This is a genomic window from Pseudomonas sp. TH37, assembly GCF_016650735.1.
Lineage (GTDB): Bacteria > Pseudomonadota > Gammaproteobacteria > Pseudomonadales > Pseudomonadaceae > Aquipseudomonas > Aquipseudomonas farris.
Map to the genome: position 1 here is coordinate 922,568 of NZ_JAEKFD010000001.1, position 26,214 is coordinate 948,781.

At 58.1% G+C, this 26,214-nt stretch carries 22 protein-coding genes; 1 reads left to right on the forward strand and 21 read right to left on the reverse strand.

Annotated elements, in window-relative coordinates; all coding sequences use genetic code 11:
- Positions 1-13 precede the first annotated feature (13 nt).
- From eno to rpsB, 21 genes are all read right to left on the reverse strand, one after another.
- Positions 14-1,303, reverse strand: coding sequence for a phosphopyruvate hydratase (gene eno, locus JFU11_RS04415; protein WP_007907175.1), 1,290 nt, complete (start codon positions 1,301-1,303; stop codon positions 14-16).
- A 156-nt stretch (positions 1,304-1,459) separates the two neighbouring features.
- Complete coding sequence (gene kdsA / locus JFU11_RS04420) at positions 1,460-2,305, reverse strand: 3-deoxy-8-phosphooctulonate synthase (RefSeq protein WP_008072675.1); 846 nt, start codon at positions 2,303-2,305, stop codon at positions 1,460-1,462.
- Positions 2,306-2,310: 5 nt separating this feature from the next.
- On the reverse strand, positions 2,311-3,942 hold the full coding sequence (locus JFU11_RS04425; RefSeq protein ID WP_201059891.1) for a CTP synthase: 1,632 nt from the start codon (positions 3,940-3,942) through the stop codon (positions 2,311-2,313).
- A gap of 274 nt (positions 3,943-4,216) precedes the next feature.
- Entirely contained in the window at positions 4,217-5,545 is a 1,329-nt protein-coding gene (tilS, locus tag JFU11_RS04430; RefSeq protein ID WP_201121225.1) for a tRNA lysidine(34) synthetase TilS, read from the reverse strand.
- Positions 5,546-5,696: 151 nt separating this feature from the next.
- Positions 5,697-6,644 carry an acetyl-CoA carboxylase carboxyltransferase subunit alpha gene (locus JFU11_RS04435; RefSeq protein ID WP_030127981.1) on the reverse strand — a complete coding sequence of 316 codons (948 nt, stop codon included), beginning with the start codon at positions 6,642-6,644 and terminating at the stop codon, positions 5,697-5,699.
- A 152-nt stretch (positions 6,645-6,796) separates the two neighbouring features.
- A complete protein-coding gene (gene dnaE / locus JFU11_RS04440) occupies positions 6,797-10,318 on the reverse strand; it encodes a DNA polymerase III subunit alpha (RefSeq protein ID WP_201059893.1) in 3,522 nt (1,173 codons plus the stop codon).
- Between the two features lie 82 nt (positions 10,319-10,400).
- Positions 10,401-11,042, reverse strand: a complete 642-nt coding sequence (gene rnhB / locus JFU11_RS04445) for a ribonuclease HII (RefSeq protein WP_201121226.1) — start codon at positions 11,040-11,042, stop codon at positions 10,401-10,403.
- Complete coding sequence (lpxB, locus tag JFU11_RS04450; RefSeq protein ID WP_007907162.1) at positions 11,042-12,169, reverse strand: lipid-A-disaccharide synthase; 1,128 nt, start codon at positions 12,167-12,169, stop codon at positions 11,042-11,044. Before lpxB ends, rnhB begins: the two co-directional genes overlap by 1 nt.
- A 2-nt stretch (positions 12,170-12,171) precedes the next feature.
- Positions 12,172-12,948 carry an acyl-ACP--UDP-N-acetylglucosamine O-acyltransferase gene (gene lpxA / locus JFU11_RS04455; RefSeq protein WP_008010226.1) on the reverse strand — a complete coding sequence of 259 codons (777 nt, stop codon included), beginning with the start codon at positions 12,946-12,948 and terminating at the stop codon, positions 12,172-12,174.
- The gene (gene fabZ / locus JFU11_RS04460) at positions 12,945-13,385 is read right to left on the reverse strand and encodes a 3-hydroxyacyl-ACP dehydratase FabZ (protein WP_007907157.1); all 441 of its coding nucleotides are present in this window, start codon (positions 13,383-13,385) and stop codon (positions 12,945-12,947) included. Before fabZ ends, lpxA begins: the two co-directional genes overlap by 4 nt.
- A gap of 108 nt (positions 13,386-13,493) precedes the next feature.
- Complete coding sequence (gene lpxD / locus JFU11_RS04465; protein WP_201059894.1) at positions 13,494-14,549, reverse strand: UDP-3-O-(3-hydroxymyristoyl)glucosamine N-acyltransferase; 1,056 nt, start codon at positions 14,547-14,549, stop codon at positions 13,494-13,496.
- Positions 14,550-14,552: 3 nt separating this feature from the next.
- Positions 14,553-15,056 (reverse strand): OmpH family outer membrane protein, encoded by a 504-nt coding sequence (locus JFU11_RS04470; RefSeq protein WP_007907155.1) that lies wholly within the window; start codon positions 15,054-15,056, stop codon positions 14,553-14,555.
- 45 nt (positions 15,057-15,101) lie between these two features.
- A complete protein-coding gene (gene bamA, locus JFU11_RS04475) occupies positions 15,102-17,477 on the reverse strand; it encodes an outer membrane protein assembly factor BamA (protein ID WP_123719845.1) in 2,376 nt (791 codons plus the stop codon).
- A 72-nt stretch (positions 17,478-17,549) separates the two neighbouring features.
- Positions 17,550-18,902, reverse strand: coding sequence for an RIP metalloprotease RseP (gene rseP / locus JFU11_RS04480; RefSeq protein ID WP_123719846.1), 1,353 nt, complete (start codon positions 18,900-18,902; stop codon positions 17,550-17,552).
- A gap of 50 nt (positions 18,903-18,952) precedes the next feature.
- Positions 18,953-20,143 carry a 1-deoxy-D-xylulose-5-phosphate reductoisomerase gene (gene ispC, locus JFU11_RS04485; RefSeq protein WP_123719847.1) on the reverse strand — a complete coding sequence of 397 codons (1,191 nt, stop codon included), beginning with the start codon at positions 20,141-20,143 and terminating at the stop codon, positions 18,953-18,955.
- Positions 20,140-20,943, reverse strand: coding sequence for a phosphatidate cytidylyltransferase (locus JFU11_RS04490; protein WP_123719848.1), 804 nt, complete (start codon positions 20,941-20,943; stop codon positions 20,140-20,142). The genes ispC and JFU11_RS04490 overlap by 4 nt, the downstream gene beginning before the upstream one ends.
- The gene (uppS, locus tag JFU11_RS04495; RefSeq protein WP_008015050.1) at positions 20,943-21,698 is read right to left on the reverse strand and encodes a polyprenyl diphosphate synthase; all 756 of its coding nucleotides are present in this window, start codon (positions 21,696-21,698) and stop codon (positions 20,943-20,945) included. The genes JFU11_RS04490 and uppS overlap by 1 nt, the downstream gene beginning before the upstream one ends.
- Before the next feature lie 13 nt (positions 21,699-21,711).
- Complete coding sequence (frr, locus tag JFU11_RS04500) at positions 21,712-22,269, reverse strand: ribosome recycling factor (RefSeq protein WP_007907979.1); 558 nt, start codon at positions 22,267-22,269, stop codon at positions 21,712-21,714.
- Entirely contained in the window at positions 22,266-23,009 is a 744-nt protein-coding gene (pyrH, locus tag JFU11_RS04505; protein ID WP_003172271.1) for a UMP kinase, read from the reverse strand. Before pyrH ends, frr begins: the two co-directional genes overlap by 4 nt.
- 210 nt (positions 23,010-23,219) lie before the next feature.
- Positions 23,220-24,083, reverse strand: coding sequence for a translation elongation factor Ts (gene tsf, locus JFU11_RS04510; protein ID WP_123719849.1), 864 nt, complete (start codon positions 24,081-24,083; stop codon positions 23,220-23,222).
- A gap of 192 nt (positions 24,084-24,275) precedes the next feature.
- Positions 24,276-25,013 carry a 30S ribosomal protein S2 gene (rpsB, locus tag JFU11_RS04515; protein WP_007907989.1) on the reverse strand — a complete coding sequence of 246 codons (738 nt, stop codon included), beginning with the start codon at positions 25,011-25,013 and terminating at the stop codon, positions 24,276-24,278.
- Positions 25,014-25,386: 373 nt separating this feature from the next.
- Between rpsB and map the strand changes: the two genes are divergently transcribed.
- Positions 25,387-26,169: a type I methionyl aminopeptidase gene (gene map, locus JFU11_RS04520; RefSeq protein WP_123719850.1), complete on the forward strand. Its 783-nt coding sequence runs from the start codon at positions 25,387-25,389 to the stop codon at positions 26,167-26,169.
- Positions 26,170-26,214 lie beyond the last annotated feature (45 nt).

Here is a 26,214-nt window from a genome sequence, read left to right on the forward strand (position 1 = left end):
TACCAGTTAACGATTAACCGCGAAATTCGCTGCGACCGTTGTACTTGGCTTTGCCATTCAACTGCTCTTCGATACGCAGCAGTTGGTTGTACTTGGAAACACGGTCGGAACGGCACAGGGAGCCGGTCTTGATCTGGCCAGCCGCAGTGCCCACAGCCAGGTCGGCAATGGTCGAATCTTCGGTTTCGCCGGAGCGGTGCGAGATTACGGCGGTGTAACCAGCAGCCTTGGCCATCTGGATCGCTTCCAGAGTTTCGGTCAGGGTGCCGATCTGGTTGAACTTGATCAGGATCGAGTTGGCGATCTTTTTATCGATGCCTTCTTTCAGGATCTTGGTGTTGGTCACGAACAGGTCGTCGCCCACCAGCTGAGTCTTCTCGCCGATTTTGTCGGTGAGGATTTTCCAGCCAGCCCAGTCGGACTCGTCCAGACCGTCTTCGATGGAGATGATCGGGTAACGCTCGGTCAGACCTTTCAGGTAATCGGCGAAACCTTCAGCGGTGAACACCTGGCCTTCGCCGGACAGGTTGTACTTGCCGTCTTCGTAGAATTCGCTGGCTGCGCAGTCCAGAGCCAGGGTCACGTCGGTGCCCAGCTTGTAACCGGCGTTGGCCACGGCTTCGGAGATCACTTTCAAAGCGTCTTCGTTGGAGGCCAGGTTCGGCGCGAAACCACCCTCATCACCAACCGCAGTGCTCAGGCCACGAGCCTTCAGAACGGCTTTGAGGTGATGGAAAATCTCGGTGCCCATGCGCAGACCTTCCGAGAAAGACTTGGCGCCTACTGGCTGAACCATGAATTCCTGGATGTCGACGTTGTTATCGGCGTGCTCGCCACCGTTGATGATGTTCATCATCGGAACCGGCATCGAGTAAACACCCGGGGTGCCGTTCAGGTTAGCGATGTGTGCGTACAGCGGCAGGTCCTGGTCCTGTGCTGCTGCCTTGGCCGCGGCCAGGGAAACGGCGAGGATCGCGTTGGCGCCCAGGGTCGCTTTGTTTTCGGTGCCATCCAGCTTGATCATCGCGTGATCCAGCGCTTTCTGGTCGCTTGGGTCTGCACCCAGCAACAGGTCGCGGATTGGACCGTTGATGTTGGCGACGGCTTTCAGAACGCCTTTGCCCAGGTAACGGCTCTTGTCGCCATCACGCAGCTCGAGTGCTTCACGCGAGCCAGTGGAAGCACCGGATGGCGCGCAAGCGCTGCCGATGATGCCGTTATCGAGAAGCACGTCTGCTTCCACAGTGGGATTGCCACGGGAGTCGAGAACTTCACGACCTTTGATGTCGACGATTTTTGCCATTGTTGTAAACACTCCAAAGTTGACGAAAACGACGCAGCTGAAGGAAATCTTTTATCGTCGGCAAGTGACAGACAGCGGGCAGGCTTGCGGACGATAAGGCTCAAGCCCGAGGGCTTGAGCATTAAATCGTGCGGTACTTTACCGGAGAATTGAGGTTTACGCGGTTTCTACCGTCGGAAAACTCTTCACCAGTTCGTCCAGTGCTTTGAGCTGGGCCAGGAAGGGTTCCAGTTTGTCCAGACGCAAGGCGCAAGGGCCGTCGCATTTGGCGTTATCAGGGTCCGGGTGCGCTTCAAGGAACAAACCGGCCAGCGACTGGCTCATGCCGGCCTTGGCCAGGTCGGTAACCTGGGCGCGACGACCGCCAGCGGAATCGGAGCGACCGCCGGGCATTTGCAGCGCGTGGGTCACGTCGAAGAACACCGGGTATTCGAACTGCTTCATGATGCCGAAGCCAAGCATGTCGACGACCAGGTTGTTGTAGCCGAAGCTCGAACCACGTTCGCAGAGGATCAACTGATCGTTACCGGCTTCTACGCATTTGTTCAGGATGTGTTTCATTTCCTGAGGCGCAAGGAACTGGGCTTTCTTGATGTTGATCACCGCGCCAGTCTTGGCCATCGCGACCACGAGGTCGGTCTGGCGCGACAGGAAGGCCGGCAACTGGATGATGTCGCAGACTTCAGCGACAACCGCGGCCTGATCAGGCTCGTGGACGTCGGTGATGACTGGCACGCCGAAGGCTTGCTTGATGTCCTGGAAAATCCGCATGCCCTCTTCCAGGCCGGGGCCACGGTAAGAGGTCACAGAAGAACGGTTCGCCTTGTCGAAACTGGCCTTGAACACGTAAGGGATACCGAGTTTTTCGGTGACCTTTACGTACTCTTCGCAGACCTGCATCGCCATGTCGCGGCTTTCCAGCACGTTCATGCCACCGAACAGCACCATTGGCTTGTCGTTGGCAATCTCGATGTTGCCTACGCGGATGATCTTCTGCGCCATCAGGTTTATGCCTTCTTCTGGTGTTGGGTCAAAGCGGCTTTAACGAAGCCGCTGAACAATGGGTGACCGTCACGTGGCGTCGAGGTGAACTCAGGGTGGAACTGGCAAGCGACGAACCATGGATGGTCCGGCACTTCGACCACTTCAACCAGTGCGCCATCACCGGAACGACCGGAGATTTTCAGACCGGCCTCGATGATTTGCGGCAGCAGGTTGTTGTTCACTTCGTAGCGATGACGGTGACGCTCGACGATCACGTCCTTGGCGTAGCAATCGTGCACCAGGGAACCTGGCTCAAGCAGGCAATCCTGAGCGCCAAGGCGCATGGTGCCGCCCAGATCAGAGGTTTCGGTGCGGGTTTCGACTGCGCCGGTGGCATCTTCCCACTCGGTGATCAGACCCACGACCGGATGACCGCTGGTGCGATCGAACTCGGTGGAGTTGGCGTCTTTCCAGCCCATGACGTTACGAGCGAACTCGATAACGGCCACTTGCATGCCCAGGCAGATACCCAGGTATGGAACCTTGTTTTCGCGAGCGTATTGAACGGCAGTGATCTTGCCTTCAACGCCACGCAGACCAAAGCCGCCCGGTACCAGAATCGCGTCGACGCCTTCCAGCAGCGCGGTGCCCTGGTTTTCGATGTCTTCGGAATCGATGTAGCGCAGGTTGACCTTGGTGCGGTTGCTGATGCCGGCGTGACTCATCGCTTCGATCAGCGACTTGTAGGCGTCCAGCAGTTCCATGTACTTGCCGACCATCGCGATGGTGACTTCGTGTTCCGGGTTCAGCTTGGCATCAACCACCGCTTCCCACTCGGACAGATCGGCGCTGTCGCATTGCAGGCCGAAACGCTCGACAACGAAATCATCCAGGCCCTGGGAGTGCAGAATGCCCGGGATCTTGTAGATGGTGTCGGCGTCTTCCAGCGCGATCACCGCACGTTCTTCAACGTTGGTGAACTGGGCGATCTTGCGACGCGAAGAGATGTCGATCGGGTGATCGGAACGGCACACCAGCACGTCTGGCTGCAGGCCAATGGAACGCAGTTCCTTGACCGAGTGCTGAGTCGGCTTGGTTTTGGTTTCGCCTGCAGTGGCGATGTACGGCACCAGCGTCAGGTGCATCAGCATCGCGCGCTTGGCGCCGACTTCGAAACGCAATTGACGGATCGCTTCGAGGAACGGTTGCGACTCGATGTCACCCACGGTGCCACCGATCTCGACCATGGCCACGTCGGCATCGCCGGCGCCCTTGATGATCCGGCGCTTGATTTCGTCGGTGATGTGCGGGATCACCTGAATGGTTGCGCCCAGGTAATCACCACGGCGCTCTTTGCGCAGGACGTGTTCATAGACACGGCCGGTGGTGAAGTTGTTGTTCTGGGTCATGGTCGTGCGGATGAACCGCTCGTAGTGGCCCAGGTCCAGGTCGGTCTCGGCGCCGTCGTGGGTGACGAACACTTCACCGTGCTGGAACGGGCTCATCGTGCCCGGGTCAACGTTGATGTACGGGTCCAGCTTCAGCATGGTGACCTTAAGTCCCCGCGCCTCCAGGATGGCCGCCAATGAAGCCGAGGCAATGCCTTTCCCCAATGAAGAAACAACACCGCCCGTGACGAATATGTAGCGCGTCATGAAAAACCCTAGAAGTCTGCGTTAAAGCGGTCCGAGCCGCCGGGGAAAGCGAAGGAAGGCCGAAGCCCCCGATCACCTGCATTAATCACAGTGCACCTTTCAAAAAAACCGCCGCGTTGGGACAGACCGGTAGATGAAACACCGGTAGGTTGCTCGCTACACATTTTTTGGAATCGCCCAGCAAAGACTGCTTGGTAATCGGCAACTCCTGCGATTCAGGCGAATCCACAGAAGTTGTATCAAGAAGGGAGCGTAGTCTACCGGAAAGCCCCTTTCAGCTCAAACCTTGATCTTCGATCAGCGGCTGCCAATGCAAATACCAGCCACCTTGCTCACCGCCATTTAGCCCCCGCAGGTTCGCCACCGCCAGCAATTGCTGGCCTCTGTAGACCAGCGGCAATCTGCCACGGGCAAAGCCCGGCACACCGCTTTCGTTGAGCAAACGCTTCAAGTCACGGTGGCCGCGATCGGGCAGATTCATGACCTCGCCACCTTCACGATAGCGGATCTGCAGCGGGCCAACGGGGATCTGACCGGTGAACTTAAGGACACCGTTATCCGGCAACGCCAGTGATACCGTGGGATCAGCCCAAGACACTGGGGGTGGCGGAATGTGCAGCCAGCCACCAGACAACCACCAGAGACGCCCGCCTGCGCGATGCAATTCACCCGCCGCGAGTCGCCAGACCGGATGCGCATCGCCGGTCGCATCACGCAAACTTTCCCAACCCGACCAATGGTCACTGTCAGGCAAAGTCGTCAACGGTTTGAGCCAGTGACTTAGCGCGTTGCGCTGGCGCGCATCAGACAGTTTTTCCAGTGGTGCCAGCGCCAGCGACGGCAAGCCCAGCCAATCGAAATCGCTGACCGTGGTGGCATGGGCCAGATCGATTTGCGCCAATTCGTCGAGCAGTCCCTGAGCTTCGCTCAGATGCGCTGCGCTGCGGGCCATGGTCGCCACCGCTTGCGGCCAGCGCGCGGTCAACACCGGGAACACCTGATGTCGCAGATAATTGCGCGAGAACTGGCGGTCCTGGTTCGACGGATCCTCGATCCAGCTCAACCGATATTCCGTCGCGTAGGCCTCAAGCTCGGCGCGAGTGACGTCGAGCAACGGTCGCAGCAGATGCCCCCCGCCCAAAGGACGCTCGTTCGGCATCCCCGACAAGCCTCTCACCCCTGCCCCACGCATCAGCCGAAACAACAGGGTTTCCGCCTGATCGTCACGGTGTTGGCCTGTGAGCAGCACTTCACCAGCATGAGTCGCCGCATTGAAGGCGCCATAACGCGCATCCCGCGCCGCACGCTCAAGGCTGGCGCGGGGTTCAACCTGAACACGCACGACCTCTAGCGGCACTCCCAGCGCATCACAGACCGACTGACAATGTTCCGGCCACGCATCAGCCGCGGCCTGGAGGCCGTGGTGGACATGGATGGCGCTCAGCGCCGGCAGGGGTTGGGTTTTCGCAAGGTGCGCGAGAAGGTGCAGCAGGACGGTGGAGTCGAGACCACCGGAGAACGCGATGCGCCAGGTTGTGGCGGTGCGCCAAGGTGCAAGATTCAGCAGGAGCCTGGTAGGCAAATCAATCTTCGAAGGATTCATAGACGTCGGCACTTCACATAGACCCAATGTGGGAGCGAGCCTGCTCGCGAAGGCTGCTTAACATTCAACAAATTCGCTGTCTGTTATACCGCTATCGCGAGCAGGCTCGCTCCCACATTGGTTTTGCGTCGCTTGCCGAAGCAGCGTCAGATCAGAGACCGTAGCTCATCAGACGCTCATAACGACGGGCCAACAGCGCCTCGTTGTCGAACTTCTTCAGCATCGCCAGTTGCGAGCTCAGCTCGGCGCGGATCGAGGCAGCCGCAGCGGCCGGATCACGATGAGCGCCGCCCAATGGCTCGCCGATCACTTTATCGACAATGCCCAGGCCCTTCAGACGCTCGGCAGTAATACCCATGGCTTCAGCAGCATCCGGGGCTTTCTCGGAAGTTTTCCACAGAATCGAAGCGCAACCTTCCGGCGAAATCACCGCGTAGGTCGAGTACTGCAGCATGTTCAGCTGATCGCAGACACCGATCGCCAGTGCACCACCGGAACCACCCTCACCGATCACGGTGGCGATGATTGGGGTTTTCAGGCGAGCCATGACGCGCAGGTTCCAGGCAATTGCTTCGCTCTGGTTGCGCTCTTCGGCGTCGATGCCTGGGTAAGCACCCGGGGTGTCGATGAAGGTCAGGATCGGCATTTTGAAACGCTCGGCCATTTCCATCAGACGGCACGCCTTGCGGTAGCCTTCCGGACGCGGCATGCCGAAGTTGCGGCGAACCTTCTCGCGCACTTCGCGGCCTTTCTGGTGACCGATGATCATCACCGGCTGGTCGTCCAGACGGGCAATGCCGCCAACGATCGCAGCGTCGTCGGAGAAGTGACGGTCGCCGTGCAGTTCGTCGAACTCGGTGAAGATGTGTTCGATGTAGTCCAGGGTATACGGACGTTTCGGGTGACGCGCCAGACGAGCGATCTGCCAGCTGGTCAGCTTGCCGAAGATGTCTTCGGTCAGCGTGCTGCTCTTGTCCTGCAGGCGGGAGATCTCATCGCCGATATTCAGCGAATTGTCATTACCGACCAAGCGCAACTCTTCGATCTTGGCTTGCAGGTCGGCGATCGGCTGTTCGAAATCTAGAAAATTCGGGTTCATAGGCGTCCGTCTTGGGTCGACCTTCCAAGAGAGCTTGGGCCGGCCGGTTGTCTATTCGCGCCCTACCTTAAGGGACAGGCGCGTTCAGGTCGAGATTAAAAATTTGGGTCGGGATCAGGCGCGCTCTAATGGTAAAGAATGGCACCTGACCGTCAACGGTATTGGAGGAAGACGTTGTCTCGCCCGAACTGGTCACGCAAGGCTTGAATCAAGGCATCCGCCGGGTCGATCCGCCAAGTCTCGCCGAACTGCAACAAGGCCTTCGCATCGGGACTGGTGTACTCCATGGTGATCGGGCACGCGCCGCGGTGGCGCTTGAACAGCTCACCCAGCCAGCGTAGCTGATCGCCCTTCAAATCCTTGGTGTGCAATTTCAGGCGCAGGCTTTCGGCCAGGTTGGTGCGCGCGTCTTCCATGCTCATCACACGCTTGACCCGCAACCGCAGGCCACCAGAGAAGTCGTCGTTGCTGACTTCGCCTTCGACCACCACCATCGCGTCGGTCTGCAACAGCGACTGCGCGGAGTGGAAGGCGTCGGCGAACAGCGAGGCTTCGATCCGCCCGGAGCGGTCGTCGAGGGTGATGAAACCCATCTTGTCGCCCTTTTTGTTCTTCATCACTCGCAGGGCGATGATCATGCCCGCGACCGTCTGCGTATCGCGAGCCGGCTTCAGATCGATGATGCGCTGACGGGCGAAACGACGGATTTCGCCTTCGTATTCGTCGATCGGGTGACCGGTCAGGTACAGGCCGAGGGTGTCTTTCTCCCCTTTCAGGCGTTCCTTGAGGGTCAGTTCCTTGGCCTTGCGATGATTGGCGTAGACGTCGGCGTCTTCCTCGACGAACAGGCCGCCAAACAGGTCGGCGTGACCACTGTCATGGGTGCGAGCAGTTTGTTCGGCAGCCTTGATCGCCCCTTCCATCGCGTTCAACAAGACCGCGCGGTTCTGGTCGATGCTGGCTTGATAGGCTTTTGGTTCGTCATGGAAATACGGACCCAGGCGATCCAGCGCGCCGCTGCGGATCAAACCGTCCAGGGTGCGCTTGTTGATCCGTTTGAGATCGACACGAGCGCAGAAATCGAACAGATCCTTGAACGGTCCGTCCTGACGCGCCTCGGTGATCGCTTCCACCGGCCCTTCGCCCACACCCTTGATTGCGCCGAGGCCATAAATAATGCGGCCTTCGTCATTCACCGTGAACTTGAATTCCGAAGTATTCACATCCGGCGCGTCGAGACGCAGCTTCATGGTGCGAATTTCTTCGATCAAGGTCACGACCTTGTCGGTGTTGTGCATATCCGCCGACAGTACCGCGGCCATGAACGGCGCCGGGTAGTGGGTTTTCAGCCATGCGGTCTGGTACGACACCAGGCCGTAAGCGGCGGAGTGGGATTTGTTGAAGCCGTAACCGGCGAACTTTTCTACCAGGTCAAAGATGTTACCGGCCAGGTCGGCGTCGATATTGTTGGTGGCGCAACCCTCAATGAAACCGCCGCGTTGTTTGGCCATTTCTTCGGGTTTTTTCTTACCCATGGCTCGACGCAGCATGTCTGCACCGCCAAGGGTGTAACCGGCCATGACCTGGGCAATCTGCATCACCTGTTCCTGATACAGGATGATGCCGTAAGTCGGCGCCAGGACTGGCTTGAGGCCTTCGTACTGGTAATCCGAGTGCGGGTACGCGAGCTCCGCGCGACCGTGCTTACGGTTGATAAAGTCGTCAACCATGCCTGATTGCAACGGGCCCGGACGGAACAGGGCCACCAGTGCGATCAAGTCTTCCAGGCAGTCGGGCTTGAGCTTTTTGATCAGCTCTTTCATGCCGCGCGACTCGAGCTGGAACACCGCAGTGGTTTCAGCTTTTTGCAGCAGCGTGTAAGTCGGTTTGTCGTCCAGCGGAATGAACGCGATGTCCAGCGGCGGTTCGTTGACCTTGGCGCGATCGCGGTTGATGGTTTTCAGCGCCCAGTCGATGACCGTCAGGGTCCGCAGTCCCAGGAAGTCGAACTTCACCAGACCGGCAGCCTCGACGTCATCCTTGTCGAACTGGGTAACCAGGCCATCGCCCGCTTCGTCGCAATAAATCGGCGAGAAGTCGGTCAGCTTGGTCGGCGCGATTACCACACCACCGGCGTGCTTGCCGACGTTACGCACAACGCCTTCAAGCTTGCGCGCCATCTCCCAGATTTCCGCAGCCTCTTCATCGACCTTGATGAAGTCGCGCAGGATTTCTTCCTGCTCGTAGGCCTTTTCCAGGGTCATGCCGACTTCGAACGGAATCATCTTCGACAGACGATCCGCCAAGCCGTAGGACTTGCCCTGCACCCGCGCCACGTCACGGACCACCGCTTTCGCCGCCATGGAACCGAAGGTGATGATCTGGCTAACCGCGTTACGGCCATATTTCTCGGCCACGTAATCGATCACCCGGTCACGGCCGTCCATGCAGAAGTCGACGTCGAAGTCGGGCATGGAAACCCGTTCCGGGTTAAGGAAACGTTCGAACAGCAGGTCATATTCCAGCGGGTCGAGGTCGGTGATCTTCTGCACATAGGCCACCAGCGACCCGGCACCCGACCCACGACCCGGACCTACCGGCACGCCGTTGCTCTTGGCCCACTGGATAAAGTCCATAACGATCAGGAAGTAACCGGGGAAGCCCATCTGGATGATGATATCCAGCTCGAAATTCAGCCGGTCGACATAGACCTGGCGCTTGGCTTCGTAGTCTTCAGTGGTGTCCTTGGGCAGCAGAACGCTGAGGCGCTCTTCCAGACCGTCGAAGGAAACCTTGCGGAAGTACTCGTCGATGGTCATGCCGTCGGGAATCGGGAAGTTGGGCAGGAAGTGTTTGCCCAGTTTCACGTCAATGTTGCAGCGCTTGGCGATCTCGACGGTATTTTCCAGCGCCTCGGGCAAGTCGCTGAACAGCTCGGCCATTTCCTCGGCGCTTTTGAGGTATTGCTGATCGCTGTAATTCTTCGAACGCCGCGGATCGTCGAGGGCGCGGCCCTCACCGATGCACACGCGGGTTTCGTGGGCTTCGAAATCTTCCTGCTTGATGAAGCGCACATCGTTGGTCGCCACCAGCGGCGCGCCGATTTTCGCCGCCAGGGCCACGGCGCCGTGCAGTTGCTCTTCGTCATTGGGGCGGCTGGTGCGCTGGACTTCCAGATAGAAACGATCCGGGAACACCGCCATCCATTCGCGAGCCAGGGTTTCGGCTTCGTCCGGGTTGCCGCTGAGCATGGCCAGACCGATCTCGCCCTCTTTCGCCGCCGACAGCATGATCAAGCCTTCGCTGGCTTCGGCCACCCACTCGCGCTCGATGATGACCGAGCCATTGCGCTGGCCGTCGATGAAACCGCGGGAGATCAGTTCGGTGAGGTTGCGATAACCCACGGCGTTCATCGCCAGCAGGCTGATCCGGCTCAAGGAGTTGTCCGGATCCTTGTTCGACAGCCACAGGTCGGCGCCGCAGATCGGCTTGATCCCCGCACCCATGGCAGCTTTATAGAATTTGACCAGGGAACACATGTTGTTCTGGTCGGTGACCGCCACGGCAGGCATGTTCATGCCGACCAGGGTCTTGACCAGCGGTTTGATCCGCACCAGACCGTCGACCAGGGAATATTCAGTGTGCAGGCGTAGATGAACGAATGAAGCCGGCATAGTGATCCTGTCTAGAAACTAGAAACGTAAAGACAACAAGGCCCGGATTGTACCGGGCCTTGAGTAAAACATCAGCCTGCGACTAACTACCGATCAGGTTTTCCCGCGCTTCATACGCCAAGCGGACCGGGGCAAACGAGCGGCGATGAATCGGGGTCGGCCCCAAGCGAGCCAGCGCTTCCAGATGAACGGGCGTCGGGTAGCCTTTATGGCCTCCGATCCCGTAACCCGGATAAATCAATTCGAACGCCGCCATTTCTCGATCACGGCTGACCTTGGCCAGAATCGATGCCGCGGCAATGGCGGGCACCTTGCCGTCGCCCTGAATTACCGCTTCGGCGCGCATAGAGAGTTTCGGGCAACGGTTGCCGTCGATCATCGCCAGTTTCGGCTGAATGTGCAGCCCCTCGACGGCACGCTGCATGGCCAGCATGGTGGCGTGAAGAATGTTCAGTTCGTCGATTTCTTCTACTTCAGCCCGAGCGACATACCAGCTCAGGGCCTTTTCGCAGATTTCGTCGTAAAGCGCATCACGGCGAGCTTCGGTGAGCTTCTTCGAGTCGTTGAGGCCCTGGATGGGGCGGCTCGGATCGAGGATCACTGCCGCCGTCACCACTGCGCCACACAGCGGGCCGCGACCGACTTCATCGACACCCGCCACCAGATCTTCAAGTTCATCGACTAGCATAAAATCCAGGCCCAGCTGCTTACTTGCTTTGCTCATTATGCTCTGCCAATCAGGTTCAGTACCGCGTCCGCTGCCTGATTGGAGGCGTCCAAGCGCAGGGTTCGGTGGATTTCGTCAAAGCCTCGGGTCTGCTCCTGGCCACCTTCGATCAGTGGCGACAGGGTTTGGGCCAAGGCCTCTACCGTCGCATCGTCCTGCAACAACTCCGGCACCAGCAGGCGCTGGGCCAGCAAATTCGGCAAGGAGACGTAGGGACTTTTCACCATCCGTTTGAGAATCCAGAACGTCAGCGGCGCCAAGCGATAAGCGACCACCATCGGCCGCTTGTACAACAATGCTTCCAGCGTAGCCGTGCCCGAAGCGATCAACACCGCGTCGCAAGCAGCCAGGGCCAGATGGGATTTGCCGTCGAGCAAGGTCAGCGGCAGATCACGACCGGCCAGCAGCTCTTCAAGCTGGGCCCGGCGCTGCGGGCTCGCGCATGGCATGACGAACCGCACGCCCGGGCGCATGGCGCGCAAGCGCTGGGCGGTGTCGAGGAACAGCGCACCAAGGCGCCCAACCTCACCACCGCGGCTACCCGGCATCAGGGCGACCAGCGGCCCATCCGGCAAGCCAAGTTCCGCCCGCGCTGCGGCGCGATCAGCCTCAAGCGGAATCGCATCGGCCAAGGAATGGCCGACAAACCGCACCGGCACGCCCTTCTCTTCATAAAATTTAGCTTCGAACGGGAACAGCGTCAGCATCAGGTCGCAACCTTCGCGAATCTTCAGCACCCGCTTCTGCCGCCAGGCCCAGACCGACGGACTGACGTAATGCACGGTCTTGATCCCGGCCTGACGCAGCTTGAGTTCGATATTGAGGTTGAAGTCCGGGGCATCGATACCGATGAACACGTCCGGCTTCTCGGCGATCAGGTCCGCGACCAGTTTCTTGCGACGCGCCAACAGCTCGCGCAAACGGCCCAGCACTTCCACCAAGCCCATGACAGAAAGGCGCTCCATGGGGAAATACGACGTCAGGCCTTCGGCCTGCATCAGCGGACCGCCGACACCGATGAACTCGACTGCCGGATGCCGAGCCTTGAGCGCGCGCATGAGGCCCGCACCCAGAATGTCACCGGAAGCCTCTCCCGCCACCAGCGCAATACGCAAATTGGCCATGGTTAACGGGTGATGCCGCGAGTCGAAGACTGGATGGAGTCACGGAATACCGCGACTTCCGGGAACTGAAGCGAGGGTTCGGCCAGCTCGGCAAGCGCCTGTTCGACCGTCAGGCCCTGGCGGTAAACCACCTTGTAGGCACGACGTAGCGCGTGGATCGCATCTTCGCTGAAACCACGACGGCGCAGGCCTTCGAAGTTCATGCTGCGGGCTTCGGCAGGGTTGCCAAATACCGTGACGTAGGCTGGAACGTCCTTGCCAATGGCAGTGCCCATGCCCGAAAAGCTGTGGGCGCCAATGTGGCAATACTGGTGAACCAGGGTAAAACCGGACAGGATCGCCCAGTCTTCAACGTGCACATGGCCCGCCAACGCGGTGTTGTTGACCAGAATGCAGTGGTTGCCGATAACGCTGTCGTGACCGATATGGGCATAGGCCATGATCAGGTTGTGATCGCCCAGGGTCGTTTCCGAACGATCCTGAATGGTCCCGCGGTGAATCGTCACGCCTTCGCGAATGACGTTATGGTCACCGATGACCAGACGCGTTTCTTCGCCCTTGTATTTCAAATCGGGCGTGTCCTCGCCTACCGAAGAAAACTGGTAGATGCGGTTGTGCTTACCGATTCGGGTCGGGCCCTTGAGAATCACATGCGGCCCGATCACTGTCCCCTCGCCGATTTCCACACCTGCGCCGATGATCGACCAAGGGCCGACTTCGACGTCGTCGGCCAGAATGGCCGTCGGATCGATGATTGCGCGAGGGTCAATCAAACTCATAGTTTGCGTTCCGCGCAGATGATTTCAGCGGAGCAGACTGGTTTGCCATCGACCGACGCCTGGCATTCGAACTTCCAGATCTGACGCTTGCAGCTCAGGAACTTGGCTTCCAGGATCAGCTGATCGCCTGGCAGCACGGGCTGACGGAAGCGCAGCTTGTCGGAGCCGACGAAGTAATAAAGCGTGCCGTCGGCAGGCTTCACGTCGAGCATTTTGAAACCAAGGATCCCGGCAGCCTGAGCCATCGCTTCGATGATCAATACGCCCGGCATGATTGGATGCGCAGGGAAGTGACCATTGAAGAACGGTTCGTTGATGCTGACATTCTTGTAGGCGCGAATGCGCTTGCCTTCCACATCCAGATCCACGACCCGATCCACCAGCAGGAACGGGTAACGGTGAGGCAGGTATTCGCGAATCTCGTTGATGTCCATCATTTCGGGGGGAAGCCTATGTAAAGATTGGGAGCGCGCGACTGACGCGCACTCCTCTAGCAAATCAAGGAGGCAGTCTAGCGGCTGTGCACACTTGATATGGAAATGGTATCAGCCATCTGATGAAGCATTACCGTCAGGGGTCACGTCCCCTACACGCTTTTCCAGCTGTCGCAGTCGTCGCGCGATGTCATCGAGCTGACGGATACGTGCCGCGCTTTTGCGCCATTCGGCTGCCGGTTGCATCGCCGTACCGGAAGAATAGGAACCCGGCTCGGTAATCGAGTGGGTCACCATGGTCATCCCGGTCAGGAAAACGTTGTCGCAAATCTCGATATGCCCCACCAGCCCTACACCACCGGCGAGCATGCAATGCTTGCCGATTTTGGTGCTGCCGGAGATCCCCACACACGCGGCCATGGCGGTGTGGTCACCGACCTGGACGTTGTGAGCAATCTGAATCTGGTTGTCGAGCTTCACACCATTGCCGATAACCGTATCGGCCAGTGCGCCGCGATCGATAGCGGTATTTACGCCTATTTCCACGTCATCGCCGATCGAGACACCACCGATCTGCGCGATTTTCTGCCAGACACCTTTCTCGTTGGCAAAACCGAAGCCTTCACCGCCGAGCACGGCACCGGATTGAATCACCACCCGTTTGCCGATGCGCACGTCGTGATATAGCGTGACCCGCGGGGCCAACCAGCCGCCCTCGCCGATTTCGCAGCGCGCACCGATGAAGCAATGAGCCCCTACGGTCACACCTGCGCCAATACGCGCTGCACTTTCGATCACCGCAAAAGCACCGATGCTCGCCGCCGGGTCGACCACTGCATCCGCTGCCACCACCGCTGTCGGATGAATACCGGCAGGCGCTTTGGGCTTGGGATCGAACAGATGGGAAACGCGCGCGTAGGCCAGATACGGATCCGGCACCACCAATGCATCACCGGCAAAACCTTCAGCGTCAGCGGCCTTCAGCAATACAGCTGCGGCCTGACTGTCAGCCAGGTATTTACGGTATTGAGGATTTGCCAGAAAGCTCAACTGAGCTGGGCCAGCCTCTTGCAAAGTGGCTAGCCCAGTAATTTCTTTCTTCGGGTCGCCACGTAAAGTGGCGCCGAGGAACTCGGCCAACTGGCCGAGCTTTATAGTCGCTGTCATGGGTTACTTCAGCTGATTCATGCGCTCGATAACCTGGCGAGTGATGTCGTACTGAGGCTTGACATCAATCACTGCGCCACGCTCGAAGACCAGGTCAAAAGCACCTTTCTTGATAACTTCTTCCACAGCGCTGTCCAGTTTCGGCTTGAGCTGTTTCAGCATTTCACGGTCGGCAACGGCCTTGGCTTCGTTCAGTTCCTTGGACTGGAACTGGAAATCACGGGCCTTTTGCTTGAACTCGAGTTCCAGACGCTCACGCTCGCCTTGTTGCATTTTATCGCCGCCAGCCATCAGACGGTCCTGGATACCTTTGGCGCTGCTTTCCAGGCTTTTGAGCTTGGTCAGTTGCGGGCCGAACTTCTTCTCGGCATCCACGGCGTATTTTTTCGCCGCGTCGGATTCCAGCAATGCCATTTGATAATTCAGCACGGCGATTTTCATGTCGGCAAAAGCCGGACCTGCTACCAGTACGGTCGCCAGGAGAACCAATTGAGTCAACTTACGCACGATGCACTCCTACAAAATCCATTGTCGTTATCTTGGGTCAGACGCTTAGAACGTCTGGCCGAGGGAGAATTGGAACACTTGAGTCTCAGCGTCATCCGGTTTCTTGACCGGCATCGCCAGCGCAAAGCTCAAAGGACCGAGCGCGGTAACCCATGTCACGCCGATACCAACGGAACTGGCCATGTTGCTCAGGCTAATGTCGTTGCACTGCGTATTGGACTTCGAACCGTCAGCGTTCCTGGTTTCTTTGCACGTCGAGTCGAACACGTTACCCACGTCCCAGAATACCGAAGTACGCAGGGAGCGCTGATCCTTGACGAACGGCAGAGGGAACAGAACCTCAACACCACCCTGGATCAGGACATTACCACCGAATGGCAGTGGATCCTGATCAGGATCTCGAGACGTACCCGGGTTAGTGCCCTGGCTTGGTGTACTGCGAGGACCAAGGGTACTGTCCTTGAAGCCACGAACCGAGTTGAAACCACCAGCATAGTAGTTCTCATAGAACGGCAGGCCGTCGGTAGAACCGTAACCATCGCCGTAACCCAGTTCAGTGTGCAGGCGCATGGTGTAGTTTTCAGACAACGGCTGGAACAACTGGCCACGGTAATCGAGTTTGAAGAACGACAAGTCACTGCCAGGGGTGGTGGCTTCCAGGGTCAGGCTCTGGGAACGACCACGGGTCGCCAATACACCTTTGTTCAGCGTGGACTCGGACCAACCGGCCGAGGCCTTGAAGTTCAGATAGTTATCGCCTTCCTGGTTAACGAAGTCGAAAATCTCATCAACGGTGTAGCGACCCGTCTTGATCTTGTCCTGTTGCGCGGTCAGGCCGAAGGTCAGACGCGAAGTCTCGCTGATAGGGTAGCCGACGCTCACGCCCGCACCCAGGCTGTCTACGGCATAGCTGGCCACGTCGACGTCGAGGTCGTCGTAGTCGGTGGTGCGATAGAACGCGTTGTAACCCAGGCTCACACCGTCAGCAGTCCAGTAGGGGTCGACATAACCGAAGTTATAGCGGCTCTGGTATTCACTGCGGGTCAAGCCGACGCTGACTCGGTTACCGGTACCGAGGAAGTTGTTCTGGGTGATCGAACCACCGAGGATCAGACCGGCGCTCTGGGCGAAACCGACGCTGGCGGTAATCGAGCCGGACGCCTGTTCTTCAACGCTGTAGTTCACATCAACCTGGTCATCGACACCGGGAACGGCCGGCGTTTCAACGTTGACTTCCTTGAAGAAGCCCAGACGTTCCAGGCGCGTCTTGGATTGATCGATCAGGTAGGTCGAAGCCCAGCCGCCTTCCATCTGACGCATTTCACGGCGCAGCACTTCGTCTTCGGACTTGGTGTTGCCACGGAAGTTGATGCGGTTCACGTAAGCACGCTTGCCCGGATCGACAGCGAACGTGATGTCGACCGTGTGGTCTTCATCGTGAGGCTGAGGCACGCCGTTGACGTTGGCGAAGGTGTAACCCTCGTTACCCAGGCGACGGGTGATCAGTTCGGACGTGGTGGTCATCAGCTTGCGCGAGAACACCTGGCCTTTCTGAACCAGCAGCAGGGACTTGACCTGGTCTTCAGGCACTTTCAGGTCGCCGCTGAGCTTGACGTCACGAACGGTGTACTTCTCGCCTTCGTTGACGTTGACGGTGATGTAGACGTGTTTCTTGTCCGGGGTGATGGACACCTGGGTCGAAGCGATATCCATATTGATATAGCCGCGATCCAGATAGTAGGAACGCAGACGCTCCAGGTCACCGGAGAGTTTTTCACGAGCGTACTTGTCATCGTTCTTGAAGAACGACAGCCAGTTGCTGGTTTTGAGTTCGAACAGGTCGATCAGGTCTTCATCAGGAAAAACCGTGTTACCCACCACGTTGATGTGCTGGATAGCTGCAACGGTGCCTTCGTTGATGTTGACCTTCAGGCCCACGCGGTTACGCGGTTGCGGCACCACTTCGGTATCGACGGTGGCCGAGTAACGGCCCTGAGCGACATATTGACGCTGCAGTTCGTTACGCACACCTTCAAGGGTGGCGCGCTGGAAGATCTCGCCTTCGGCCAGACCGGATTGTTTGAGGCCCTTCATCAGGTCTTCAGTGGAGATCGCCTTGTTGCCCTCGATCTCGATACTGGCGACCGACGGACGCTCGACTACAGTGATGACGAGGACGTTGCCATCGCGACCCAGCTGGATATCTTGAAAGAACCCGGTTTTGAACAGCGCACGAGTGGATTCCACCAGGCGACGATCATCCGCCTGTTCGCCGACGTTCAACGGCAAGGCACCAAAGACGCTACCCGCGGAGACCCGCTGGAGGCCATTGACGCGAATATCAGAGATAGTGAAGGACTCGGCGTGAACTTCGGCGATCATCAATACGGTGAGAACCGCAGTTAGCAGCAGACGTTTCATGAAGTCCTTTCTTATTCCAACTGGCAATAAAAACTGCCGCAAAATGCGGCAGATTCGCAATTCAGCGAAGCGTTACAGTCGACCCAGATCATTGACCAGAGCAAGTAACATCACCCCGACCACCAAACTGATACCGATCTGTATCCCCCAACCTTGCACCCGATCCGACAAGGGACGACCACGCGCCCACTCGATCAGATAAAACAACAAATGTCCCCCATCCAGTACAGGAATGGGCAACAAATTCAGAACCCCCAAGCTAATACTCAGATAAGCAAGGAAATTCAGGAAATCAGCGACGCCCGACTGGGCAGAAGCGCCCGCCACTTTAGCAATGGTTATCGGTCCACTCAAGTTTTTTACCGAGAGCTCACCGAACAACATTTTCTTGAGCGAATCGAGGGTCAGTACACTCATGGTCCAGGTACGTCGGGCACCCTCGCCAATCGCAGCGACCGGACCGTAACTGACTTCGCGAATCATCTCTGGTGGCCAATCGACCGCTTTCACCCCGGCGCCCAGATAACCACTGGGTGACTTGCTCTCGCCGCGAGCGGCCAACGTCACAGGGACGTCAATTTGAGCACTATCGCGCTCGACACGCAGCATGATTTTGGTATCCGGATGCATACGGACGATGTCGACTACCTGCTGCCAGTCGTCCAGCGCCTTACCATCAAGGGCCAACAAGCGGTCACCCGGCTTCAGGCCCGCAGCCTTCGCCGGCCCTTTCGGATCAAATTCGGCCAGGACTGGAGGCAACGCCGGACGCCAAGGACGAATACCCAGCGAGCGAATCGGATCTGGCTCCTCAGCACCCTTGAGCCACTTGTCCAGCACCAGCTCACGGGGTGAGTCCACCGTGGAGCCCTGTTCGCGGACCAGCAATTGAAGGGAGCCGCTCTCACCCAGACGACGGATCAGCTGCAGGTTCACCGCGGCCCAACCGGAGGTTGGCTCGCCATCGATGGCCATAATTTCCTGGCCCGGGCTCAAACCTGCCTTGGAGGCAATACTGCCGGACTCGACCGCACCGATAACCGGCCGCACCTGCTCGCTGCCCAGCATTGCCAATGCCCAGAAAAACACCATTGCCAATAGAAAGTTGGCGATCGGGCCGGCGGCGACGATGGCGATGCGCTGACGGACAGATTTGCGATTGAAGGATTGATCGACCTGATCGGCCGGGACCTCGCCTTCGCGCTCGTCGAGCATTTTCACGTAGCCACCCAACGGGATGGCGGCGATCACGAATTCAGTGCCTTTGCTGTCGTGCCAGCGCAGCAGCGGCATGCCGAAGCCCACGGAGAAACGCAGCACTTTGACCCCACAGCGACGCGCGACCCAGAAATGGCCGAACTCGTGGAAGGTAACCAGCACACCCAGCGCTACCAGGGTGCCGACAATCATATAGAGCGCGCTCATGTATTTTCTCCGCAACTATCGGTGCTGCATGGGGCAACGTATTGCAGCACTTATCGCCCGTGACGGCTCAGCCATTGCCCGGCCAGTACCCGTGCTTTCGCATCAGCCGTAAACACTGCCTCGAGATCATCTACCGCAACCACAGGCTCGAGGTTCAACACTTCCTCGATAATACTCGCGATTTCCAGGTAGCGAACCCGTCCGTCGAGAAAGGCCGCCACAGCCACTTCATTCGCGGCATTGAGCATGGCCGGCGCGCTGTTGCCAGCCTCGGCGGCTTGACGCGCAAGGCGCAGGCAAGGGAAACGCTCTTCATCCGGCGCCTGGAAATCCAGGCGAGCGATGGCAAACAGGTCCAGCGGCGCAACACCCGAGTCGATTCGCTCTGGCCAGGCCAGGGCATTGGCAATCGGTGTGCGCATGTCCGGATTGCCCAACTGCGCCAATACCGAGCCATCGACGTAGTCGACCAGCGAATGAATCACGCTCTGCGGGTGAATCACCACTTCGACCTGGGAAGGCGTGGCGTCGAACAGCCAGCAGGCCTCGATCAGCTCGAGCCCTTTGTTCATCATGCTGGCCGAATCCACCGAAATCTTGCGCCCCATGGACCAATTCGGGTGCGCACACGCTTGTTCGGGGGAAACATGCGCCAACTCGGCCATGGGTGTCTGCCGGAACGGGCCACCAGAGGCTGTCAGTAAAATCCGACGCACACCGACCGCGCCAAGCCCACGAGCGAAATCCTGTGGCATGCACTGGAAAATCGCGTTGTGCTCGCTGTCGATCGGCAGCAGCACCGAACCGCTTTTACGCACGGCCTGCATGAACAGCGCACCGGACATCACCAGTGCTTCTTTATTGGCCAGAAGAATCTTCTTGCCGGCCTCGACCGCCGCCAGGGTCGGACGCAAGCCCGCCGCACCGACAATAGCCGCCATCACCGCATCGACTTCCGGATCGGAGGCGACCTGACACAGGCCCTCTTCCCCCACCAGAACGCGGGTCGACAGACCGGCCGCGCGCAAATCGTCCTGCAAGCCCCGGGCAGCGCCAGATTCCGGCACGACCGCGAAGCGCGGCGAATGACGCACACACAGCGCCAGCAACTCACTCAAACGAGTGAAACCGCTCAAGGCGAAAACCTGATAACGCTCGGGATGACGGGCAATGACGTCGAGAGTACTCAGACCAATCGAACCGGTCGCTCCCAGCACGGTAATCTGTTGTGGGCGGTTCATACTGCCATCCACAGCAGCACGGCAAATACCGGAATCGCCGCCGTCAGGCTATCGATGCGGTCCAGCACGCCGCCGTGACCGGGCAGCAGATTACTGCTGTCCTTGATCCCCGACTGGCGCTTGAACATGCTTTCGGTGAGGTCGCCCACCACTGAAATGAATACGATAATTGCGGCACCGAACAGGCCCATCAGCATCTGAGCGAAACTCCAGTCCCGCACAAAACCGACGATTGCTGTAATCACCAGGCTCAGCAGCAAGCCACCGTAAACGCCTTCCCAACTCTTGCCAGGGCTGACCTGCGGCGCCAGCTTGCGCTTGCCGAAAGCCCGACCGGAAAAGTACGCACCGATATCGGCCCCCCAGACCAGCACCATCACCGCCATGATCAGCCAATTGCCCAAGGGCTCCTGCTTGATCAACACCAGACCTTGCCAGGCCGGTAACAGAATCAACAAACCAATCACCAGTTTGCAGGCTGCGCTAGCCCAGTGTTCGCTGGACTGTGGATAGGTCAATACCAGATAGGTAGCCGCGCCCCACCAGAGCACTGAAGCGCCCAACACCCAAGGCGCGAGCCCCGGCACGATATGCATGACAAACAGCACCAACGCGACCACAGCCGCATAGGCCACGCGAATCGACTGAGCAGCGAAACCTGCCAGGCGCGCCCACTCCCACGCCCCGAGCGTCACCACCAGCCCGATGAACAGCGCAAAACCGGACCCTTCGAGCAGGAAAAACCCGCACAGGGCAATCGGCAGCAAGATCAGCGCCGTGATGATTCGTTGTTTAAGCATTAAACCCGGGCTCCAGCCTCGACCTGCTCGCTCGTTTTACCGAAGCGACGCTGGCGAGAAGCGAAATCAGCTAGCGCATTGCGCATGGCGTCGTGTTTGAAGTCCGGCCAGAACAGGTCGGAGAAGTACAACTCGGCGTAAGCCAGTTGCCACAGCAGGAAGTTGCTGATGCGATGCTCGCCACCGGTACGGATGCACAAGTCCGGTAACGGCAGGTCACCGGTCGCCAGACAGGTTTGCAACAGCTCAGGGGTAATGTCTTCCGGACGCAGATGCCCGGCCTGAACCTCTCGGGCCAGACGCTGCGCGGCTTGCGCGATATCCCACTGACCGCCGTAGTTGGCGGCGATCTGCAGGACAAAGCGGTTGGCACCGACAGTCATCGCCTCGGCTTCGCGCATGGCGGCCTGAAGCTCCGGGTGAAAACGCGAACGATCGCCAATGATGCGCAAACTGATGTTGTTGTCGTTGAGGCGCTTGGCCTCGCGACGCAACGCCTTGAAGAACAAATCCATCAAGGCGCTGACCTCATCGGCCGGGCGCTGCCAGTTCTCGCTGGAGAAGGCGAACAAGGTCAGTACTTCGACCTTGGCCTCGGCACACACCTCGATTACCGCACGCACTGCATCCACACCCGCTTTATGCCCGGCGACACCCGGCATAAAGCGTTTTTTCGCCCAGCGATTATTACCATCCATGATGATCGCGACATGGCGCGGCACCGCGGACGGCGCAGTCTGCTTTGTCTTATCCATTAAAACGTGACCCTTATACGGCCATCAGGTCTTTTTCTTTCTGCGCCAAATTCGCGTCGATTTCAGCCACGTACTTTTTGGTCAGATCATCAATTTCGCCAGTAGCGCGACGTTCTTCGTCTTCGCTGATTTCCTTTTCCTTGACCAGATCCTTGAGCTGGCTGTTCGCGTCACGACGGATGTTGCGCACCGCAACACGGGCATCTTCAGCGACATCGCGAGCCTGCTTGGTGAAGCCCTTGCGGGTTTCTTCGGTCAGGGCCGGCATGGAGATCAGCAGCAACTCACCCAGGTTGGTCGGGTTGAGGTTCAGACCCGCGCTACCGATGGCTTTGTCGACGGCACCCAGCATGTTGCGCTCAAAGGCAACTACTTGCAGGGTACGGGCGTCTTTAACGGTGATATTCGCCACTTGCTTGATCGGAGTGTCGGAGCCGTAGTACGGAACCATCACACCTTCCAGAATGCTTGGGTGCGCCTGGCCCGTACGAATACGACCGAAGTTATGCGCCAGCGATTCCACGGATTTTTTCATGCGCTCTTGAGCGTCTTTCTTGATTTCGTTGATCATTGTTGGCCTTCCTCGATCAGGGTCCCTTCAGCGCCGCCATGTACGATGTTCAGCAGGGCGCCGGGCTTGTTCATGTTAAATACGCGCAACGGCATCTTGTGGTCGCGGCACAAGCAAATAGCCGTCAGATCCATTACACCCAGCTTGCGATCCAGCACTTCATCATAAGTCAGATGATCGAACTTCTCGGCATGCGGGTCTTTGAATGGATCAGCCGTGTAAACGCCATCGACCTTGGTTGCCTTGAGCACGACGTCAGCGTCGATTTCGATTGCACGCAAGCAGGCTGCCGAATCCGTGGTGAAGAACGGATTACCAGTACCGGCCGCAAAAATCACGACTTCCTTGGCGTTCAGGTGGCGCATGGCTTTGCGGCGATCGTAGTGATCGGTCACACCAACCATGGAAATGGCCGACATCACGATGGCCGAGATATTGGCACGTTCCAGCGCATCGCGCATCGCCAAGGCGTTCATCACAGTGGCCAGCATGCCCATGTGGTCGCCAGTAACCCGATCCATGCCCGCCGCGCTGAGCGCCGCGCCGCGGAACAGGTTGCCACCACCGATCACCAGACCGACCTGAACACCGATGCCGACCAGTTGGCCAACTTCCAGTGCCATGCGATCCAGAACTTTGGGGTCGATCCCGAACTCTTCCGAGCCCATCAGGGCCTCGCCGCTAAGCTTGAGTAGAATGCGTTTATAGCGAGCCTGATAACCACTGCCCTGCTGAGCCATTGCGAATCTCTCCTGCGGCGTATTTTAAAAATTCTTTGCGAGCTGTTTACAGCTGGCGTTCACTCTAGCTTGGCACTGCTTCAGCGCCATCGGAACATGGCTTTGTAAGCCAGTTCCAAAAGGAAACCAATTAAAATTGGCAACCCCATCTGAAAAGAGGCTGCGCGCGTGAGCGGGCAGCCTCTTCAGGGCGACAGTTAAAAAACCGTCTTATTGCTTGGCGGCAGCCAGCTGGGCAGCAACTTCTTCAGCGAAGTTGTCGACCGGCTTCTCGATGCCTTCGCCTACTTTGAAGTAGGTGAAAGAAACGATTTCTGCACCGGCTTTCTTGGCCAGTTCGCCAACCTTGATTTCAGGGTTCTTGACGAACGCCTGCTCAACCAGGCTCGCTTCAGCCAGGAACTTGCTGATACGACCTTTGACCATGTTTTCAACGATGTTTTCTGGCTTGCCAGCGATCTTGTCAGCGTTGAGGGTCAGGAACACGCCTTTCTCGCGCTCGACCGCTTCAGCGGAAACTTCCGATGGCAGCAGGAATTCAGGGTTGGTGGCCGCTACGTGCATAGCGATGTCCTTGGCCAGCTCAACGTTGCCGCCTTTAAGAACAACCGCGACACCGATCTTGTTGCCGTGCAGGTAACCACCAACAACATCACCTTCAACGCGAGCCAGGCGACGGATGTTGACGTTTTCGCCAACCTTGCCGACCAGAACCAGACGATCGGCTTCTTGGGATTCGATCAGCGGAGCGACGTCAGTCAGCTTGTCAGCGAACGCTTTTTCTACGCTGGAAGCAACAAATGCCTTGAAGTCGTCTTGCAGGGCCAGGAAGTCGGTCTGCGAGTTCACTTCCAGCAGAACGGCGGATTTACCGTCTTCTTTAAGAGCGATCGCGCCTTCAGCGGCAACGTTGCCAGCTTTTTTGGCAGCCTTGATGGCGCCCGAAGCACGCATGTCATCAATGGCTTTTTCGATGTCGCCGCCAGCCTTGGTCAAGGCCTTTTTGCAGTCCATCATGCCTTCGCCGGTACGCTCGCGCAGTTCTTTGACCAACGCTGCAGTAATCTCTGCCATTTTAAAATTCCTCTTGGATAGGTTTTCAACCATTCCACCCGATCGAACGGGCGTTCAATTCTTCCCGAACCACCCTTGTTAGCCGCTGCACGTTACAAATGCTGTAGCTGCGCTGCTCACAAATGGTTTTCGAGGTGGCAAAAAGGGGGCCAAGCCCCCTTTTTGCTTACTGAGTCAACGCCAGGGCGTCAATTACTCAGCTGCAGCTGCCGGAGCTTCTTCAACGAACTGCTCGGTGCCGCCAGCAACGTGGTTGCGACCGCGGATTACAGCGTCAGCCATCGAACCCATGTACAGCTGGATAGCGCGGATTGCGTCATCGTTGCCTGGGATGATGTAGTCAACGCCTTCCGGGCTGCTGTTGGTATCGACTACGCCGATAACCGGGATGCCCAGCTTGTTGGCTTCGGTGATCGCGATGCGCTCGTGATCAACGTCGATAACGAACAGAGCGTCTGGCAGACCGCCCATGTCCTTGATACCACCCAGGGAACGATCCAGCTTCTCAAGATCGCGAGTGCGCATCAGCGCTTCTTTCTTGGTCAGCTTGGCGAAAGTACCGTCTTCGGCTTGCACTTCAAGGTCACGCAGACGCTTGATGGAAGCACGGATGGTTTTGAAGTTGGTCAGCATGCCGCCCAACCAGCGGTGATCGACGTACGGCGAACCGCAACGTGCTGCTTCTTCAGCAACGATCTTGCCAGCGGAACGCTTGGTGCCGACGAACAGAATCTTGTTTTTGCCCTGGGCCAGACGCTCTACGAAAGTCAGAGCTTCGTTGAACATTGGCAGGGTTTTTTCAAGGTTGATAATGTGGATCTTGTTACGCGCGCCGAAAATGTATTTACCCATTTTCGGGTTCCAGTAACGGGTCTGGTGACCGAAGTGCACACCGGCCTTCAGCATATCGCGCATGTTGACTTGGGACATGATAGTTCCTTAATAAGTCGGGTTTGGCCTCCACGTATCCCAATGACCAACCAGCAGCATCAGCTGAAGGCACCCAGGTCATCGTGTCGACACGTGTGTGGATTTAAGCGTTCTAGGGTATCCCCGGAAAGCGGCGCATTTTATATCACAAGGCAGAAAAAAACGGAACCCGGATTCTGAAAACCAGGGGAATGCTTTTGGCCCCCACCTTGGAATCCCCCCAGAATGCGCCATCCTATAGAGAGAAGCGATGCACAGAGGCTCAGATTTGCGCTGATCGTCTGATAGAATCGTGTTTTTCAGGGCCGCGACAATTATTCGCACAATGCCCATTTCGTTTTAGAAAGCGCCATTGAGCGCAGAGAGAGCCTGTATGACCGTCACCCTCAAAACCCCAGAGGACATCGCAAAAATGCGGATCGCCGGCAAATTGGCCGCCGATGTGCTGGAAATGATTGCCGATTATGTCAAACCGGGTGTCACCACCGAAGAGCTGGACCGGATCTGCCACGACTACATCGTCAATGAGCAGAAAGCCATCCCGGCCCCGCTCAACTACAAGGGCTTTCCTAAGTCGATCTGCACCTCGATCAACCACGTGGTCTGCCACGGCATCCCGAACGAGAAACCGTTGAAGGATGGCGACACGCTGAACATCGACGTCACCGTGATCAAAGACGGCTACCACGGCGACACCAGCCGCATGTTCCACGTCGGTTCCGTGCCGGTCTGGGCCGAGCGCCTGTCCCAGGTGACTCAGGAATGCATGTACAAGGCCATCGAGCTGGTCAAACCCGGCTGCCGCCTGGGCGATATCGGTGAAGTGATCCAGAAGCACGCGGAAAAGAACGGCTTCTCGGTGGTTCGCGAGTTCTGCGGTCACGGCATCGGCAAGGTGTTCCACGAAGAACCACAGATCCTGCATTACGGCCGCGCCGGCACCGGCATGGAACTGAAAGCCGGCATGACCTTCACCATCGAGCCGATGATCAACCAGGGCAAGGCCGACACCAAGGTGTTGGGCGACGGCTGGACCGCCATTACCAAGGACCGCAAGCTGTCGGCTCAATGGGAACACACCCTGCTGGTGACCGATACCGGTTACGAGATCTTCACTTTGCGCAGCGACGATACCATCCCGCGCGTTTCGGCCTGATCCCGCCCGCTCCGTTCCCAGCCTTATAGAAAGGAAAGCCAATCG

Excerpts from the sequence above, each read along its gene's own strand:
- map (WP_123719850.1), top strand. The coding sequence starts at position 25,387 with ATGACCGTCACCCTCAAAACCCCAGAGGACATCGCAAAAATGCGGATC.
- uppS (WP_008015050.1), bottom strand. The coding sequence starts at position 21,698 with ATGGATAAGACAAAGCAGACTGCGCCGTCCGCGGTGCCGCGCCATGTC.
- rpsB (WP_007907989.1), bottom strand. The coding sequence starts at position 25,013 with ATGTCCCAAGTCAACATGCGCGATATGCTGAAGGCCGGTGTGCACTTC.
- fabZ (WP_007907157.1), bottom strand. The coding sequence starts at position 13,385 with ATGATGGACATCAACGAGATTCGCGAATACCTGCCTCACCGTTACCCG.
- tsf (WP_123719849.1), bottom strand. The coding sequence starts at position 24,083 with ATGGCAGAGATTACTGCAGCGTTGGTCAAAGAACTGCGCGAGCGTACC.
- ispC (WP_123719847.1), bottom strand. The coding sequence starts at position 20,143 with ATGAACCGCCCACAACAGATTACCGTGCTGGGAGCGACCGGTTCGATT.
- rnhB (WP_201121226.1), bottom strand. The coding sequence starts at position 11,042 with ATGAGCAAAGCAAGTAAGCAGCTGGGCCTGGATTTTATGCTAGTCGAT.
- lpxB (WP_007907162.1), bottom strand. The coding sequence starts at position 12,169 with ATGGCCAATTTGCGTATTGCGCTGGTGGCGGGAGAGGCTTCCGGTGAC.
- frr (WP_007907979.1), bottom strand. The coding sequence starts at position 22,269 with ATGATCAACGAAATCAAGAAAGACGCTCAAGAGCGCATGAAAAAATCC.
- JFU11_RS04490 (WP_123719848.1), bottom strand. The coding sequence starts at position 20,943 with ATGCTTAAACAACGAATCATCACGGCGCTGATCTTGCTGCCGATTGCC.
- eno (WP_007907175.1), bottom strand. The coding sequence starts at position 1,303 with ATGGCAAAAATCGTCGACATCAAAGGTCGTGAAGTTCTCGACTCCCGT.
- pyrH (WP_003172271.1), bottom strand. The coding sequence starts at position 23,009 with ATGGCTCAGCAGGGCAGTGGTTATCAGGCTCGCTATAAACGCATTCTA.
- lpxA (WP_008010226.1), bottom strand. The coding sequence starts at position 12,948 with ATGAGTTTGATTGACCCTCGCGCAATCATCGATCCGACGGCCATTCTG.
- rseP (WP_123719846.1), bottom strand. The coding sequence starts at position 18,902 with ATGAGCGCGCTCTATATGATTGTCGGCACCCTGGTAGCGCTGGGTGTG.
- kdsA (WP_008072675.1), bottom strand. The coding sequence starts at position 2,305 with ATGGCGCAGAAGATCATCCGCGTAGGCAACATCGAGATTGCCAACGAC.
- JFU11_RS04425 (WP_201059891.1), bottom strand. The coding sequence starts at position 3,942 with ATGACGCGCTACATATTCGTCACGGGCGGTGTTGTTTCTTCATTGGGG.
- bamA (WP_123719845.1), bottom strand. The coding sequence starts at position 17,477 with ATGAAACGTCTGCTGCTAACTGCGGTTCTCACCGTATTGATGATCGCC.
- dnaE (WP_201059893.1), bottom strand. The coding sequence starts at position 10,318 with ATGCCGGCTTCATTCGTTCATCTACGCCTGCACACTGAATATTCCCTG.
- lpxD (WP_201059894.1), bottom strand. The coding sequence starts at position 14,549 with ATGACAGCGACTATAAAGCTCGGCCAGTTGGCCGAGTTCCTCGGCGCC.
- tilS (WP_201121225.1), bottom strand. The coding sequence starts at position 5,545 with ATGAATCCTTCGAAGATTGATTTGCCTACCAGGCTCCTGCTGAATCTT.
- JFU11_RS04435 (WP_030127981.1), bottom strand. The coding sequence starts at position 6,644 with ATGAACCCGAATTTTCTAGATTTCGAACAGCCGATCGCCGACCTGCAA.